The sequence below is a fragment of the Bacillus sp. PS95 genome (assembly GCF_037963565.1).
GTDB lineage: Bacteria > Bacillota > Bacilli > Bacillales > Bacillaceae > Bacillus > Bacillus subtilis.
This window is the reverse complement of record NZ_CP150160.1, coordinates 3280939-3296979: the sequence shown is the minus strand read 5'-3', so window position 1 is coordinate 3296979 and position 16041 is coordinate 3280939. Positions and strand designations below refer to the sequence as shown.

At 47.4% G+C, this 16041-nt stretch carries 16 protein-coding genes; 8 read left to right on the top strand and 8 right to left on the bottom strand.

Features of this window, described 5'->3' with window-relative positions:
* Positions 1-107 precede the first annotated feature (107 nt).
* The 6 genes from yuzJ to pucR form a co-directional block, all read right to left on the bottom strand.
* Positions 108-239, bottom strand: a complete 132-nt coding sequence (gene yuzJ, locus NSQ12_RS17255) for a YhzE/YjcZ family sporulation protein YuzJ (protein WP_009968115.1) — start codon at positions 237-239, stop codon at positions 108-110.
* A 423-nt stretch (positions 240-662) separates the two neighbouring features.
* Positions 663-1007, bottom strand: coding sequence for a hydroxyisourate hydrolase (gene uraH, locus NSQ12_RS17250; protein ID WP_044052460.1), 345 nt, complete (start codon positions 1005-1007; stop codon positions 663-665).
* Positions 1007-2491 carry a factor-independent urate hydroxylase gene (pucL, locus tag NSQ12_RS17245; RefSeq protein WP_327839263.1) on the bottom strand — a complete coding sequence of 495 codons (1485 nt, stop codon included), beginning with the start codon at positions 2489-2491 and terminating at the stop codon, positions 1007-1009. The genes uraH and pucL overlap by 1 nt, the downstream gene beginning before the upstream one ends.
* Positions 2492-2503: 12 nt before the next feature.
* A complete protein-coding gene (gene pucK / locus NSQ12_RS17240) occupies positions 2504-3796 on the bottom strand; it encodes a uric acid permease PucK (protein WP_124072762.1) in 1293 nt (430 codons plus the stop codon).
* 5 nt (positions 3797-3801) lie between these two features.
* Positions 3802-5151, bottom strand: coding sequence for a uric acid permease PucJ (gene pucJ, locus NSQ12_RS17235; protein WP_327839264.1), 1350 nt, complete (start codon positions 5149-5151; stop codon positions 3802-3804).
* A gap of 144 nt (positions 5152-5295) precedes the next feature.
* Complete coding sequence (pucR, locus tag NSQ12_RS17230; protein ID WP_327839265.1) at positions 5296-6891, bottom strand: purine catabolism transcriptional regulator PucR; 1596 nt, start codon at positions 6889-6891, stop codon at positions 5296-5298.
* Between the two features lie 174 nt (positions 6892-7065).
* Between pucR and NSQ12_RS17225 the strand changes: the two genes are divergently transcribed.
* The 7 genes from NSQ12_RS17225 (at position 7066) to yunB (ending at position 13193) form a co-directional block, all read left to right on the top strand.
* On the top strand, positions 7066-8406 hold the full coding sequence (locus tag NSQ12_RS17225) for an allantoinase (protein WP_339175237.1): 1341 nt from the start codon (positions 7066-7068) through the stop codon (positions 8404-8406).
* A gap of 96 nt (positions 8407-8502) precedes the next feature.
* Positions 8503-8850, top strand: a complete 348-nt coding sequence (locus NSQ12_RS17220; protein ID WP_014480757.1) for a hypothetical protein — start codon at positions 8503-8505, stop codon at positions 8848-8850.
* 37 nt (positions 8851-8887) lie between these two features.
* On the top strand, positions 8888-9736 hold the full coding sequence (locus tag NSQ12_RS17215; protein WP_003243895.1) for a DUF72 domain-containing protein: 849 nt from the start codon (positions 8888-8890) through the stop codon (positions 9734-9736).
* 17 nt (positions 9737-9753) lie between these two features.
* The gene (locus NSQ12_RS17210) at positions 9754-10575 is read left to right on the top strand and encodes a sulfite exporter TauE/SafE family protein (RefSeq protein ID WP_017696724.1); all 822 of its coding nucleotides are present in this window, start codon (positions 9754-9756) and stop codon (positions 10573-10575) included.
* Positions 10576-10594: 19 nt separating this feature from the next.
* On the top strand, positions 10595-11983 hold the full coding sequence (locus tag NSQ12_RS17205) for a bifunctional UDP-sugar hydrolase/5'-nucleotidase (RefSeq protein WP_101501431.1): 1389 nt from the start codon (positions 10595-10597) through the stop codon (positions 11981-11983).
* Between the two features lie 64 nt (positions 11984-12047).
* Positions 12048-12353, top strand: a complete 306-nt coding sequence (locus tag NSQ12_RS17200) for a YunC family protein (protein ID WP_014665249.1) — start codon at positions 12048-12050, stop codon at positions 12351-12353.
* A gap of 72 nt (positions 12354-12425) precedes the next feature.
* Positions 12426-13193, top strand: coding sequence for a sporulation protein YunB (gene yunB / locus NSQ12_RS17195; protein WP_015483652.1), 768 nt, complete (start codon positions 12426-12428; stop codon positions 13191-13193).
* Positions 13194-13220: 27 nt separating this feature from the next.
* On the opposite strand, the gene lytH is transcribed toward yunB, so the two are convergent.
* Complete coding sequence (gene lytH, locus NSQ12_RS17190) at positions 13221-14201, bottom strand: L-Ala--D-Glu endopeptidase (protein WP_015714649.1); 981 nt, start codon at positions 14199-14201, stop codon at positions 13221-13223.
* A gap of 234 nt (positions 14202-14435) precedes the next feature.
* Between lytH and lipA the strand changes: the two genes are divergently transcribed.
* Complete coding sequence (gene lipA / locus NSQ12_RS17185) at positions 14436-15332, top strand: lipoyl synthase (RefSeq protein ID WP_003222888.1); 897 nt, start codon at positions 14436-14438, stop codon at positions 15330-15332.
* A gap of 15 nt (positions 15333-15347) precedes the next feature.
* On the opposite strand, the gene NSQ12_RS17180 is transcribed toward lipA, so the two are convergent.
* Entirely contained in the window at positions 15348-15980 is a 633-nt protein-coding gene (locus NSQ12_RS17180; RefSeq protein ID WP_015251302.1) for a YhcN/YlaJ family sporulation lipoprotein, read from the bottom strand.
* Positions 15981-16041 lie beyond the last annotated feature (61 nt).

The following is a 16041-nucleotide window of genomic DNA, read 5'->3' as shown; positions in this document are numbered from 1 at the left end:
AATTACAAAAAGATTAGTGAGCACATAGCAAAGACGCCATAAAAACTTCTTATGGCGTCTGTCGGACAGGGAGGTGTTGGATACGGCGGAGGCAAGGAAAGTTAAACTTAATAATTAAAGATAGCTGCTCCAACAATGATCAACAAAATGAATAGCACCACGATCAAAGCGAAGGAGCTCCCGAAACCGTTTGAGTAACCAGAGTTTCCACTGTATCCACCAGAATTGTAGAATCCCATAATGTCACCTCCTTTAGTGGAGATAGGATAAGATATGCCAACGATTATTTTCGACATAGATTTAAGTCTAAAAAAGAAAAAATGAATATTTTGTCTAAAGGTGTAAGAGAGAACGCGTTATCAAAACTATTAAAAACGCAGCAATTGTCTTCAGAGTATTTTTTCGAGAAAAAACGCGGTCTGTTTATAGGATTGGAGAAGGGAGCTCGGCTGCTAAGAGCTGACTTATTAGTTTGAAACCTCGATTTATAAATGAAAGGACTACAGGATATTTTTCTCGTAGGCAATTATCCTGAAAAATATAGGTGAATGTTTATTCTAGCTGTTGTTTCACTAAGTGTGGGGATCACTTCAAGTACTGTCCTAGGATCAAAAGTTTATTGAAGTGCAAAAAGAAGCCCGCCGGTGAGGCGGGCTTCCTTCTTAACTCCCCCTATACACCTGATAACCAAACGGCGACAGCAAGAGCGGGATATGATAATGTGCATCTGGATCTGCTAGCTGAAAACGGACGGTGACTATGGTTAAAAACGGCTGGTCGACCGTATTCACGTTTTTATTCGCAAAATAGTCTCCTGCATGAAATTCCATCACATACTCTCCGGACACCAGCTCTTCACCAGCCAGCAGAGGGACATTGACTCTGCCGTCATTGTTAGTGTAAACCTCTTTCAAAATACTTTCGCCCAGCCGCTTCAATTCAATTTTTACGTTCGCCGCTGGTTTGCCGCTGGTTAAATCTAAAATATGGGTTGTCAGTTTTCCCATCAGGCTTTCAGGCTCCGACATTTTTCAGCGGCTTTCTGTTTTTCTTTCTCGGCGTCTTCTCTTGTCACGGTAAAATATTGGAAACCGTATGGCGGGCGCGGTTCGGTGTAGACTTTTCCTTTTGAGCCCGGGATTTCTTCGACAACCGTATCCCACGTGTGATTTTGAGATTGGAAGCTGACATCAGTGAGCTGCGGGAACCTCGCTAATATTCTGCAGCCGATATGATAGATTAGGTTTTGGATTGAAGGGGTTTCGAGCTCGTGAAAAACGGTGCTCGCTAAGTCGCGGACTTGTTCAGCCGCAACGTAGCGGGCTGGATCAAAAGCGTATGCGTCATTGGTATTTTCATATTGCCAGCTGATGTTTAAATAGACAAACAGCGGGCGGTTGCCGTCTTCCGGGAGAGTCGTATATTCGTCCCGGATGAAGCCGACGAAGGAGTTGCCGCTCACCTTGACGAGCTGAAGATCCATGATTTCGCTGTATTGCTCTGTAATCGTTATGGTATTCCCGCTTCGTTCTGCTTTCAGCACAGAGCGGCTTCGTTCATTACGCGATCTTCTGAAGACGAGGCGGCTTGTGCTGAGCTCTTTCTCCTCGTATGCAGGCATTGCTTCAAACGGAATGTCTTCGCCAGTCAGAGTGATCGTGTCCATATGAGAATAAGTATCTAAAAATCGGTGAGCTACATAGTGTAGGAACCCCTCGGTTGTCGTTCCTTCATAGGATGCGAGATGGCGCTGGATAAAGTTTTTCATTGAATCCGTTGCCACGACGAGAGTGTTGTCTCCGTCTGTAAATGATGGCAGGAAGGCTTCTCCGCCAATTTCGCATGTCACATCAACGCCGACAACGGTATTGCTTCTCCCGGCAAAAGATGATTCTGGGATTTGCTTCACTCCAGTGAGCGGTTTTAAAAACGTTCGGTATGCAAATACATTTCCTTTGCCATAAGACATGGTTCTTTTCATTTGCGTCTCTCCTTTTTCAGTGATGATGTCAGCCAGACGAAAGCGGGCGATTCGGTAAATTTCTATAAGGGCCTGCTGGAACTCCGTTTCTCGTTCGCTCTCAAGCCTTGCCAGCAGGGCTTGGTGAATGTCCTGTTTCGTCTTTCCCTTCACCGCTAAAATAAAAGGAAAGCCGAAGCGATCATAATAGTGTTCATTCAGCATGAGAAACTCCTCGTATTCCTGCTGTTCTAATTTGCTGAGCCCCGCGTTCTGCTGCTCTCGTACCGAGTCATCGCTCATTGTTTTCTTTGTTCCGAGCCGGGGATGCTTTTTGATTAAATCAAGCTGTGTCTCGCGATCCGCGGCTTTTACAATGCCAGTCATTTTGCGGTGAAGATCAGAAAGCGACGAAAACGGCCGTAGTGCTGCGGATCTCTCCGCAATCCATGAAGAGTGTTCAAAAATAGAGCCAAGTGTGTCTGTCAGTGTTTGTGTGTCCATTTGGTTCAGGTCATCCATTGTGAACATTGGCACCTTCCTTTACGTTTTTATGTCTGCGCCATTCGACTGTTTGGTTTGAAAAAAAGCGTGCAGTGCAATGGCCGTCAAACTGCCGATCACAATTCCGCTTCCTGCCAAGACAGAGGCCGCGCCCGGAAGAGATGAAAACAACGCGGGAACTGTTGTAGCGCCAAGCCCCAAGCTGACGGAAGAGGCGATAATCAGCAAGTTGCCTTGCGAATCAAGGTCAACGCTGGATAGCATTTTGATCCCGTAAGAAATGACCATGCCGAACATGACGATCATTGCGCCGCCGAGAACTGGGGTGGGGATCACTGTTGTCAGGGCCGCTGCTTTTGGAACCAGCCCGATCGCGACCAGTATGATTCCTGTGATGGCGATGACGTTGACACTTTTCATCTTTGAGAGCTGAACGATGCCGACATTCTGCGAGAAAGCTGTATAGGGAAACGCGTTAAATAAGCCGCCCAGCAAAATCGCAAGGCCTTCTGCCCGGTAGCCTTTTTCCAGATCCTTCTCCGACAGCCTGCGGTTTGTGATATCAGCGAGGGCAAAATAAACGCCTGTCGATTCAACGAGGCTGACAATCGCAACGAGAAGCATCGTGACAACAGCCGGCAGCTCAAAGGTTGGCGGTCCGAAATAAAACAGAGACGGAACATGAAGCCAAGACGCCTCCAAAACCTCAGAAAAATCGACCTTTCCCATGAAATATGCAGCCGCTGTTCCTGCGATAAGACCGAGTAAAATCGCTATGGAGCGGATAAAGCCTTTAAAGAAATAAAACAGCAATAAGATAAAAGCTGTGACGCCAAACCCGAGGAGCACGTTGTCGAGTGAGCCGAATTCTTTGCTTCCTTCACCTCCGGCCAGGTTATTCATTGCCGTTGGAATCAGGCTGATGCCGATGATCATGACGACTGATCCGGTTACGACAGGCGGAAAAAAACGGACAAGCTTCCCGAAGAAGCCCGCGGCTAAGACGACAATCAGTCCTGCGGCGATAATGGCACCATATATCGCTGGGACACCGTAAGTGCTGCCGATGGAAATCATCGGGCCGACTGCGGTAAACGTACATCCGAGCACAACGGGAAGGCCGATGCCGAAATATCGGTTTCTCCAGAGCTGCAAAAGAGTTGCCGCCCCGCACATAAACAAATCAATCGCGATTAAATACGTCAGCTGCCCCGCATTCAGCCCGATCGCCGCTCCGACAATCAGCGGAACGAGAATGGCTCCCGCATACATGGCAAGCATGTGCTGAAGCCCCAGCATCATCAGCTGTAAGGCATTGTGCTGTTCCTTCATCTTTTTTACACCTCTTTTTCTAATACGAGTGTATGTTCTAATACCGGAAGTTCTGTTTGCTGTGCTGTTAATTCTTTTTTGTCGCGCAAGCTGAAAAATAGATTCAAAAAGATGGCGGTCAGGCTTCCAGTGATGGTGCCGTCACTGACCAGAATTCTAATCGGAGCGGGGAATTCAGCAAAAATCCCGGGGGCCGTGCTGGCGCCGATGCCGAGTGCGATTGAGCATGCGATGGTCAGGAGGTGGTATTGATTTTTGAGATCCGCTGTGCTGAGCATTTTGACGCCGGAGGCAATCACCATGCCGAACATGACGACGGTCGCGCCGCCAAGTACAGCAGCAGGAACGGCAGATGCAAGGGCGGCAATCTTCGGAATCAGTCCGAGACAGACAAGGATACAGCCTGCGGTAACGACGATGTTTCTTGTTTTCACTTTGGTCAGCTGCAATAAGCCGGCGTTTTGCGCAAAGGTATTATAAGGAAAGGCATTGAACAGTCCGCCGATGAGAATGGCGATTCCTTCCGCTCGATAGCCTTTGACGAGATCTTTTTCAGTTAAAGGTCTGCCGCATATCTTTCCGATTGCGTAAAAAACGCCGGTTGATTCCACAATAATGACGATTCCGACGATCAGCATCGTTAAGATCGGACCGATTTCAAACGCAGGGGCTCCGAAGTAAAAAGGCTTCGGGATTTGGAAGAACGGTGCTTCTGTAACAGAAGAAAAGCTGACTTTGCCCATGATCGCTGCTGCCGCTGTTCCGGCGGCGATGCCGATCAGAACGGACAGTGTTCGGGCAAATCCTTTGAGAAAGCGGTTGAGGACTAAGATCAGAACAAGGACACCGACAGAGAGAAGAAGGTTTTCGAGCGAACCGTATTCGGGGTTGGCGCTGCCGTTTATTTTTTCGCCGCCAGCCATATTTTTCACACCTGTCGGAACAAGTGAAAGGCCGATCAAGGTCACAACGGTACCTGTTACGACAGGAGGAAATAACACAGTCAGCTTGCCGAAAAAACGCGCAAACAAAAAGATGAACACACCGGCCACGATGATGGAACCGTAAATCGCGTGAATGCCGTAATTGCTGCCGATTGCAATCATCGGGGTGACGGCCACAAATGAACTGCCAAGCATGACGGGAAGCCCGATGCCGATGTATGCTCCGCGCAAGGTTTGCAAAAGCGTCGCGACGCCGCATGTTAACAGGTCAATCGCCAATAGGTAGGACAGCTGTTCAGTTGTTACATTCAGCGCCCTGCCGACAAGCAGGGGCACCAAAATCGCACCTGCATACATGGCGAGCACATGCTGCAGGCTAAGCGTAAACACCTTAAACGATCTTTTTTTCACTATAGTCCCTCCTTGTATGTGAACTTTAGTAACATGATATCGTGCCGATCGAGGGGTGTCATTGGATACAGTAGCTGAAAAAGACAGGTGTGATTGCTGAAAGTGACGAAAAATGATTCATTTTGTAATAAAATGTAACAAACATTAGCTGATCAGCCGCTGCATACGTAATGCAAGCCGCAAACGCATCGTTGTTTCAGGATCTTTTAAGCTTTTCCCCAGAAGCTCTTCGCATTTTTCAAGGCGGTATATGACCGTATTGCGATGAACGTACAGACGCTTTGCCGTCTCTGAAATTTGGCAGTGTGTCTCTAAATAGACGGAAAGCGTATGAAGCAGGCTTTGATCCTCCTGCTGTTTTTCAGCGAGGCTCTGAAGCGTGGAGTTGTAAAATTTCTTCAAATCCTCAACCGGGAGCAAGCGCAGAAGCTCAGGCACATCTTTGGCGTGATACACCTGGATAAATGCGGTGCTTCTTGACAAATGCCCCGATTGCAGAGCATCAGAAGCTTCTGTGAAAGCGTCGGGAACATCAATGAGCTTTTGGCAGATATTGCTGATGCCAAAGGACACGGTTCGTTTAAATTGAGTGCTGACCTGTATTTGAAACTGTTCTAAAAAGCTGATCACCGAGGCGTGCATTTCACTCCAGCTGTCTGTCGCCTCGATTAGAATAATGCCGACATTTCCTTTCATAAAGAAGTGAGGCGGAAACGGGAAGGCTGATAATTCACCTTCAAGAAATTCGAATACGCTGTCGGAAGCGAGCTGATTTTCTGTAAAGCTGATTGATTCGTCATTGCGATCGAGTTTGCCGGCAATGCACATGTATTTTTGATCCCAGCGCAGCTTGAATTCTTTCGCCCGGTTTTTGATTTCGTCATCTGAAGAAAAGGACCGCTCAATAAAATTGTTGAAAAACTCATTGCGGGCCCGCCGGCTGAACTGCTTCAGCGCATTTTCCTTCAGCAGTTCAAAGGAAATGACGTTGGCCGCTTGTTCAATCGTGAGGATCAATCCTTTGTCGCCTGCCTGCACCATGTCGGGTATCAGCAGGTAGCCGCAGTTTTTTTCGTGATTATAAATAGGCAGGACAGAATATGTTTTCTGATCTGAGATTGTAGAGAAACAAGTGAAAAATGGCCCGGATACGGTATTCAGGGTGCCTTTCAGCTTTTCGGTCTCAACTGAAATCTGATGAGACGCAGACAGCATTTTGGCATGCTGGTCAAGCAGCAGCACGGGAAGCTGAAGGAGGTCTGACACCTTTTTGAGGAGGGATTGCAGCCCCTTGCCGCTCATAATGTGGTTTGTGAATTTTTTGTGCGCGTAAATGGCTTGCTGCAGCTCGTTAGAACGCATATCGAGAATATGGCTGAGTGTGGCATTCACAATATCGCCGAGTCGGATGTGTTCCGGAAGCTCAATGATCGGAAACGCATATGAATCGGCCAGTTCGATGATTTCCTTCGGGATATCTTCCAGATAGCGCTTTGTTTTAATGCCGAGGCCCGCGCAGCCGCGTTTTGCCATTTGCCGAATCAGTTCAGATAATTGATGCGGGTGATCCTTCAGGTGATAGGCGGTGGTGACGAGCAATTCATTCTTATGCAAAAAGTCTGCGATATCCGGAGCGTCCATCATATTGACATGCTGAACCTCTCTTTCCCCTCCTGCTTTTCCAGCGATTAAATTGGCGTTTTTAAAAGCCGGTATTTTCATCACATCAAAAATATTCATAGCGCATTCTCCTTTTCTATAAAAACATTGGTTAAGGTGAATAATTTTCAATAGGAATTCTAGCGGTTTTGCTGATGTAATACGATCATAGTAGCAGTAAACTGTTGAAAATAGAACTGGTTGTGTTACATAAACTGACATGAAAAATCGTCATCCTTACATGGGGGGATCAATATGGCTTACGATATGGTGATAAAAGGTGCGAAGGCAGTTACGCCAGATGGCGTTATAGAAGCTGATATTGCAGTTCAAAACGGTGTCATTGCCGAGATAGGTTCTGACATTGAAGCAAGCGGGACGGAAATCATCCAGGCAGACGGGAAATACGTGTTTCCTGGTGTGATAGACTGCCATGTTCATTTTAATGAACCGGGCAGGGAGGATTGGGAGGGGTTTGAAACAGGTTCTCAAATGATGGCCGCAGGCGGCTGCACCACCTATTTTGATATGCCGCTCAACTGTATTCCATCAACCGTGACGGCAGAGCATCTTCTCGCAAAAGCTGAGCTAGGCAGGCAAAAATCTGCCGTGGATTTTGCGCTATGGGGCGGCCTTGTGCCAGGCCATATTGAGGACATCCGTCCGATGGCTGAAGCGGGAGCGATCGGGTTTAAAGCGTTTTTATCAAAGTCAGGCACTGATGAGTTCCGCTCTGTTGATGAACGGACATTGCTCAAAGGCATGGCAGAAATCGCGGCTGCAGGAAAAATCCTCGCTCTTCACGCAGAAAGCGACGCGATCACAAGCTACTTGCAGATGGTTTTGGCCAATAAAGGAAAGGTGGACGCGGATGCGTACGCCGCCTCCCGCCCGGAGGAAGCAGAAGTTGAAGCGGTGTATCGCACGATTCAGTATGCGAAGGTGACAGGCTGTCCGGTTCATTTTGTCCATATCAGCACGGCGAAAGCGGTCCGGCTGATCAGAGAGGCGAAACTGGAAGGTCTTGATGTTTCGGTTGAAACATGTCCGCATTATGTCTTGTTCAGCCATGACGATTTACGGCAAAGGGGCTCTGTCGCAAAATGCGCGCCTCCGCTCCGGTCGCGGCAATCAAAAGAGACGCTGATCGAGACGCTCATTGCCGGGGACATTGACATGGTTTCCTCAGACCATTCCCCCTGCCGTCCATCCTTGAAGCGGGAGGATAACATGTTTTTATCATGGGGCGGAATCAGCGGCGGGCAGTTCACTTTATTAGGAATGCTGGAACTGGCGCTTGAGCATCAGATTCCATTTGATACCATCGCAGAATGGACAGCGGCGGCCCCTGCAAAACGATTCGGCCTTCAGAAAAAAGGGCGGCTTGAGGCGGGGTGTGATGCAGATTTCGTGCTCGTCAGCATGGAGCCGTACACTGTTACAAGAGAATCGATGTTTGCAAAGCATAAAAAAAGCATTTACGAAGGACATACATTTCCCTGCAGCATTACGGCCACTTACAGCAAAGGCCGGTGCGTGTACAATGATGGGGAAAAAGTCATTGAAATAGACGGAGCTCTGGTCGTTCCTTCGTAAGCCCGGCGGATTTTACCGCCGGGTTTTTTGATTTCCTCGGTTCTAGTTTTTAAAATCTCATCAACGTGGTATCTTTTTTTAAAGGAGGCGGAGGCAATGGAGCATGTCAAATACATACTTAAGCAATCCTGGTCGCGCCATTCGAGCTCTAAATGGACGGAAGAATGCCCGTCATGCGGCCAATGCGGCGTGACGGCATTGGTGATTCAAGACCATTTCGGCGGCACGATTTTCAAAACAAAAGTCGGTGAGAGCTGGCATTTTTACAACAGCATCAATGGTGTGATGTACGATTTTACGAGTGAGCAGTTTCAGGCGCCTATTGAATATCAGCATATTCCTTCCTCAAGAGAAGAGGCGTTTTTAGATACGAATGAGGAACAATATCAGCATCTTCGTTCTGCATTTTCCCGCCATATGAACAGCATTTCCAAGGAAACCTGAAAACACGTGTGATAAACTGGAAGAGAGGTGAATGAGTGTGATTTATATCGGACTGACGGGGTGGGGGGATCATGACAGCATCTATCCGCCGAAAACGGCCAGCCAGAAAAAATTGCAGGCCTATTCCTCCCATTTTCCGATCGTGGAATTAGACGCGAGCTTTTACGCGATTCAGCCGGCGCGCAATAATGAAAAGTGGGTGAAGGAAACGCCCGAAACCTTCCAATTTATCGTGAAAGCATATCAGGGCATGACAGGGCATCAGCGCGGCGAAATTCCCTTTGACTCAAAAGAGGAGATGTTTGATGCGTTTAAGGTGTCTCTAACGCCATATTTACATAGCAATAAGCTCGCCATGGTGCTGTTTCAATTTCCGCCGTGGTTTGACTGCAAGAAGGAGAATGTCGCCTATTTGAGATGGTGCAAGCACCAAATGGGAGATATTCCTTGCGCGCTTGAATTCAGAAACCGTTCCTGGTTCTCGCCGCCATTTTATGAGCAGACGCTTTCATTTATGAAAGCGGAAGGCTGGATTCACAGTGTCTGTGATGAACCGCAAATCGGAGAAGGCAGCGTTCCTACTGTGCTGCGCGCGACCGATGAAAACAAAACGCTCGTCAGGTTTCACGGACGCAACAAGCAGGGCTGGATGAAGCCTGATGGCGGGAAAAACTGGCGGGAGGTCAGGTACTTATACCGCTACAACCAACAGGAGCTGGAGGATTGGAAAAAGCACCTGAATGAATTGCAGCAGCAATGTAAGGATGTTTTTGTCCTGTTCAACAATAATTCCGGCGGTGACGCTGCGGATAATGGCAAGCAGATGCTTGAACTGCTTGATATCGAGTACAGCGGACTTGCTCCGAGACAGCTCGATTTATTTTAGAAAAGAGGTTTTTATTGATGTCGTTTGTGATTTTGGTCGTACTGGGATTAATCGCAGGTACGGTAGGAAGTCTGATCGGGCTTGGCGGCGGAATTGTCATTGTGCCGTCTCTGATGTTTTTAAGCACAGTGACGCAGCTGTTTCAGGATGTGACGCCGCAGGTTGCGATTGGAACTTCGCTTTTGGTCATTATTTTTACGGGCCTTTCTTCAACTTTGGCTTATATTAAATATAAAACAGTTGATTATAAGAGCGGGCTCATTTTCTTTATCGGTTCAGGTCCCGGCAGCATGATCGGGGCTTACGTGTCAAAGCTGTTCAATTCAAACTCGTTTTCCGTTTGGTTTGGCATTTTTATGATTCTGATTTCATTATCCTTAATGCTGAAAGCGAAAGCCCGGCCAATCAACAAAGCGCACAAAGGAATTATCCGGACATTTCAGGATGATGCCGGTGAGCCTTATACGTACTCATATCAGGCCCCTGTCGGTATTGCCATTGCCTTTGTTGTCGGTTTTTTAGGCGGACTTTTCGGTATAGGCGGCGGATCACTGATGGTTCCGGCGATGATGCTGTTATTTCTGTTTCCGCCGAAGGTTGCGGTGGCAACGTCCATGTTTATTATTTTCCTGTCTTCTATGACAGGGTCTGTTTCACATATGATTTCCGGGCACGTCAATTGGCTGTACGCCCTCGCGCTTGTGCCCGGCGCTTGGTTCGGCGGAAAGCTTGGCGCCGCCATCAACAGAAAAATGCAGACGAAAACGATCGTTATGATCATGCGGATCGTATTGATTTTGATCGGCTGCCAGCTCATTTATGAAGGCATTTTCAGCTGAACGATTAGGGAGAGATATTATGAAGGAGAAGCTCCGCTTATATCATACAAATGATTTGCACAGCCATTTTGAAAACTGGCCGAAAATTGTAGATTATATCGAGCAGAAAAGAAAAGAGCATCAGTCAGACGGCGAAGAGACGCTCGTTTTTGATATTGGCGATCATCTAGATCGTTTTCAATTCGTGACAGAGGCGACATTCGGAAAAGCGAATGTCGATCTCTTAAACCGCCTTCACATTGATGGAGCGGCGATCGGCAATAACGAAGGGATTACGCTTCCGCATGAAGAGCTTGCTGCCTTATATGATCATGCTGAATTTCCTGTCATCGTCTCTAATCTGTTTGATAAAAATGGAAACCGTCCGTCCTGGGCGGTGCCTTACCATATCAAATCATTGAAAAACGGCATGTCCATTGCTTTCTTAGGTGTAACTGTGCCGTATTATCCTGTATATGACAAGCTGGGATGGACAGTAACGGATGCCCTTGAAAGCATAAAGGAAACCATTCAGGAAGTGAAAGGGCAGGCTGATATTATCGTTCTGCTGTCACATTTAGGCATTCTTGATGATCAGGCAGTGGCTGAAGCGGTACCTGAGATTGATGTAATCCTCGAATCACATACCCATCATTTGCTCGAAGATGGACAAGTGGTTAATGGGGTACTGCTGGCCAGCGCCGAGAAATACGGCCATTATGTCGGCTGTGTAGAAATCACGGTGGACAGCGTACAGCGAAGCATCATCAGCAAAACGGCTTCTGTGCAGAACATGGCGGAATGGACAGGAGAATCCGCAGAAACAAAAGCGTTTCTCAATGAAAAAGAACGTGAAGCCGAGGAGAAGCTGTCCGATGCCGTTGCAGAGCTTGCACAAGATGCTGAGGTGAAGTGGTTTGAAGAATCAGAGCTGCCTTTGCTTTTGGCATACGCCTTAAAGGAATGGTGCGAGACGGACATCAGTATGGTCAATTCAGGTGTCATTCTCGGTCCGCTAAAAGCAGGTCCTGTGACAAAGCTGGATCTGCACCGCATCTGTCCGCATCCGATCAACCCGGTGGCTGTCCGCCTGACGGGAGAAGAACTGAAGGAAACCATTGTCCATGCCGCTTCCGAACAAATGGAGCAGCTCCGGATCAAAGGACTCGGCTTCCGCGGAGAAGTGATGGGGAAAATGGTGTATGCCGGCGTTGAGGTAGAAACGAAACGGCTCGATGACGGGATCACCCACGTCACTCGGATCACACTGAACGGGGAAGATATTGAAAAACATAAACAATACTCCGTTGCGGTGCTTGATATGTTTACGCTCGGCAAACTGTTTCCGTTGATTCGCGACGCTGCAGAAAAAGAATATTTTATGCCGGAATTTTTGCGGGATCTGCTGGCTTGGAAGCTTGCGCAATAAGGCAGTCAGCCCACAACAAGCTGTGCCCTTCATCATAAAGTGATGAATGAAGGGAGTGGTTGACGTGGTAAACCTGACACCGATCATGATAGAAGGACAGCCTTTTACAGCTGTGACAGTAAAGCTTCCCAAAACTAATTTTATGGCCGTCACCAATGATCACGGATACATTATGTGCGGCGCGCTTGATGTGGCGCTGCTGAATGAAAAATTAAAGGAGCGCGGCATCGTGGCGGGGCGGGCAGTTGGTGTCCGCACCATTGACCAGCTGTTAGACGCACCTTTAGAATCCGTCACGTACGCCGCGGAAGATCTTGGCATTCAAGTCGGCATGAGCGGCAGAGAAGCGCTTTTAAAAATGGTGAAATAAAATAAATTGGCTCCGGCTATTACTATGTCCCCTCTTACAAGCATACATTGTGATATGTAAGGGGGGATTTTCTTGCCAAGATATCGCGGCCCTTTTCGCAAGAGAGGACCTTTGCCTTTCCGTTACGTGATGCTCCTGTCCGTTGTCTTTTTTATCCTGTCAACAACGGTCAGCCTTTGGATGATCAATGGCTCGATCAAACCTGTTTTAATGGACATCGGCGAGATGGAAACGAAGCGTATAGCGACAGAGGTGATCCAGGATTCGATTGAGGACTATATGTCTGACAGTGAAAATATGAAAGATATGTTTCAAATGAATTCTGATGAAAACGGAAACTTAACGACAATCGATTTTAATACACAGGTTGTAAACAGTGTGAAAACAAAAGTGACAAAGCAGCTTCAGGCTCATTTGAAAGAGATGGAAACCCATACCGGACACAGCGGCGCCAGTGAAAACATTATGATCAACATTCCGCTGGGACAGGTAACCGGCAACAGCCTTCTTGGAAACCTCGGGCCGAAAATCCCGGTCCGGTTCAATTTAATCGGTGACGCTTTTACAGATGTCAAAACCAAAATCAAGCCGTATGGCATAAATAACGCACTTATTGATATCAGCATCTTTGTCGAAATTAAAGTGAAGGTCATCATTCCATTTGCCAGCAAAACCGCTGTCGTCACAAATAATGTTCCTGTATCGATTAAAGCAGTGCAGGGCGAAGTGCCGCAGTTTTATAATGGAAGCGGCGGCTCGGGTGTCACGCCTTCTGTCCAGCTCCCGAGCAGCAAAGAAGAAGACGGTGCTGATTCAAAAAAAGAAAAAAGCAGCAAATAAGCCGCCTGTCGAAGAGGCGGCTTTTTGTTACTTCTTTTTTTGGTATTCATATCGCTCCCACGCCCTCAAATGCGGGTATGGATCAAATGACCATTCGGTTCTTCCGTTATCTTTGTACATGCCATAGTGCAGATGCGGCGGGAACTTCCCGGCGGTTCCCGGCGGGCCGTATCCGGAGCTGCCGACTGATCCGATCACTTGGCCAGGCTCAACGATTTGTCCTGTTTTAATCCCTTTGGCAAACCCATTGAGATGGGCAAAATAATGATACGTATTGTTAATGTCCCTGATGCCGATTCTCCATCCTCCGAAGCGGTTCCAGCCCTTCATTTCAACTACGCCGTAACATGTGGATTTGACAGGAAGGCCGTAATGGGCAAAGATATCCGTACCTTCATGAATCCGCCTTCCACCGAAGCCGCGGGCATCTCCCCACGTGCTTCGGTAGCTGTAATCGGTTCTGATCGGAAGCGGGAATGCATGCTCGCCCAGATCAATATGGCCGTAGGCTTTAAACAGCTTCATGAATTCAGATATAATCCCCACTGTCTGATCACGCCGATAATAATTCCAAAGCCCGATCCGGATGTTGTCTTCATCTGTGCCATACGACAGTAAGTATTGGCTGAACGTATACAAGATATCTTCATCGTTGCTGACCTCGGCTTTCCCGTCTCCATCGCCATCCATTCCGATTCCGTCAAACACTTTAATGCTTAACGGCGCATCATCTTTCGGATTCGGGTTTTCAGGCCCGCTCCAGATATCATCGGGTATATAGATGCTGATGATTCCCGCCTTGTCAGGCAGATCTTTCCGGTTGCTCCGCACGTTTTCTTCGTATTGATCAACAGCCGCGAGCGCATACCAAGGGATCTGCGTCACAGCTTCGATTTTATGATATAATTCCATCCGTTTCGACAGCACTGGATCTGAAAGCTTTTTTCCAGACGCAGAAGGCTCAAATGCAAACAAAAGGAGAAGAAGAGCGGATAACAAAACTTTCACAAAATAATCTCCTTTCATATTGAATACACATAGTTTGCGGCAACCCGGCTTAAAAATGTCAGTAATCATCTTCCCTTGTCGAGAAATTTTTCCTATGTTAAAGTGTCTAAAGAAAAGACTTTCTTTAGTTAGAAAAACATTATTTTTGTTGCAGAACTAAAACCTGCACCTTTCTCGTTTTCAGAATGTTTCGTGTCAGAAATTGAGTATATTGGATATTGGAGATGATGGGAATTGGCAAAGAAAGACGAACACCTCAGAAAGCCCGAATGGCTTAAAATTAAATTAAATACAAATGAAAACTATACAGGGCTCAAAAAACTCATGCGGGAAAACAACCTTCATACCGTATGCGAAGAAGCAAAATGTCCGAATATTCATGAATGCTGGGCTGTCAGACGTACAGCGACATTTATGATTTTAGGTTCTGTTTGTACAAGAGCATGCCGTTTCTGTGCTGTCAAAACAGGCCTTCCAACTGAGCTTGACCTGCAAGAGCCGGAACGCGTAGCGGATTCAGTCGCGCTTATGAATCTGAAGCACGCGGTTATTACGGCTGTTGCGCGTGACGATCAGAAAGATGGAGGGGCAGGCATTTTCGCGGAAACTGTCCGTGCGATCCGCAGAAAAAGCCCGTTCACAACAATTGAGGTGCTGCCGTCTGATATGGGCGGAAACTACGATAACCTAAAAACCTTAATGGATACACGCCCAGACATCCTGAATCACAATATCGAAACGGTTCGCCGCCTGACGCCAAGAGTCCGCGCGCGTGCGACGTACGACCGTTCATTGGAATTTTTGCGCCGTGCGAAGGAAATGCAGCCTGACATTCCGACAAAATCAAGTATCATGATCGGGCTCGGCGAAACAAAAGAAGAGATTATTGAAGTAATGGACGACCTCTTGGCGAACAACGTGGATATTATGGCAATCGGCCAATATCTGCAGCCGACGAAGAAACACTTGAAAGTCCAAAAATACTACCATCCTGATGAATTTGCAGAATTAAAAGAAATCGCGATGCAAAAAGGCTTCAGCCATTGTGAAGCCGGCCCGCTTGTCCGTTCCTCTTACCATGCGGATGAACAAGTAAACGAAGCATCTAAAAAGCGTCAAGCACAAGCATAATGCCAAAACGCCAGATTATCTGGCGTTTTTGTCATTCCTATCGATTTTCATGTCCTGACGCGTTTCTCCATTGGCATTTTCATTCTCTGAGACAGGGCTTCCTTGCGGGGAGGTTTTCATTTCTTGAATCGTCCCCGACATGATCTCTCTGATATCCCTTGAACCAGAGCCGAGATTGCTGTAATTTTCGACGGATTGCATATGGTTTGGATTATCGGAAATATACACGTGATAGTATCGCGGTATCACGGAGGCCGCTGTTTTTTTCACCTGATCGGCGGTCAGCTCCCGGTTTTTAGAATCGGTTTTGTATACGACAAGCGCTTCTCGGTCAGTCACCAATGTCGCAGCATCTTGAATATGGGGGAGCTGAACCGTTAAACTTGATATCATGTGAGCGGTTTCTTCCCGGTTCATCACCGGCGTTTTCTGCTGGTCTCCGTCAAATTGTTCTCTTTGATAGCGGACATAGCCAAATTGTTCGTTCTCATTATGCCTGTTAAAAGCCTCGTTGCGGTCCGACACATGAATGGGTTTGGTTTGATTCTGCGTCTGATTCCGGACATTTTGGGCATTATCCAATCCTGCGCCTCCGCACCCGGATAATAGTCCGGTTAGCAGGAAGAGGCTGACAGCGGTTCGTTTCATTTATCAATCCCTCCTCATGTGTAGGGTAGCCAAATCGCATGATTTATTCTTTAGCAATTGA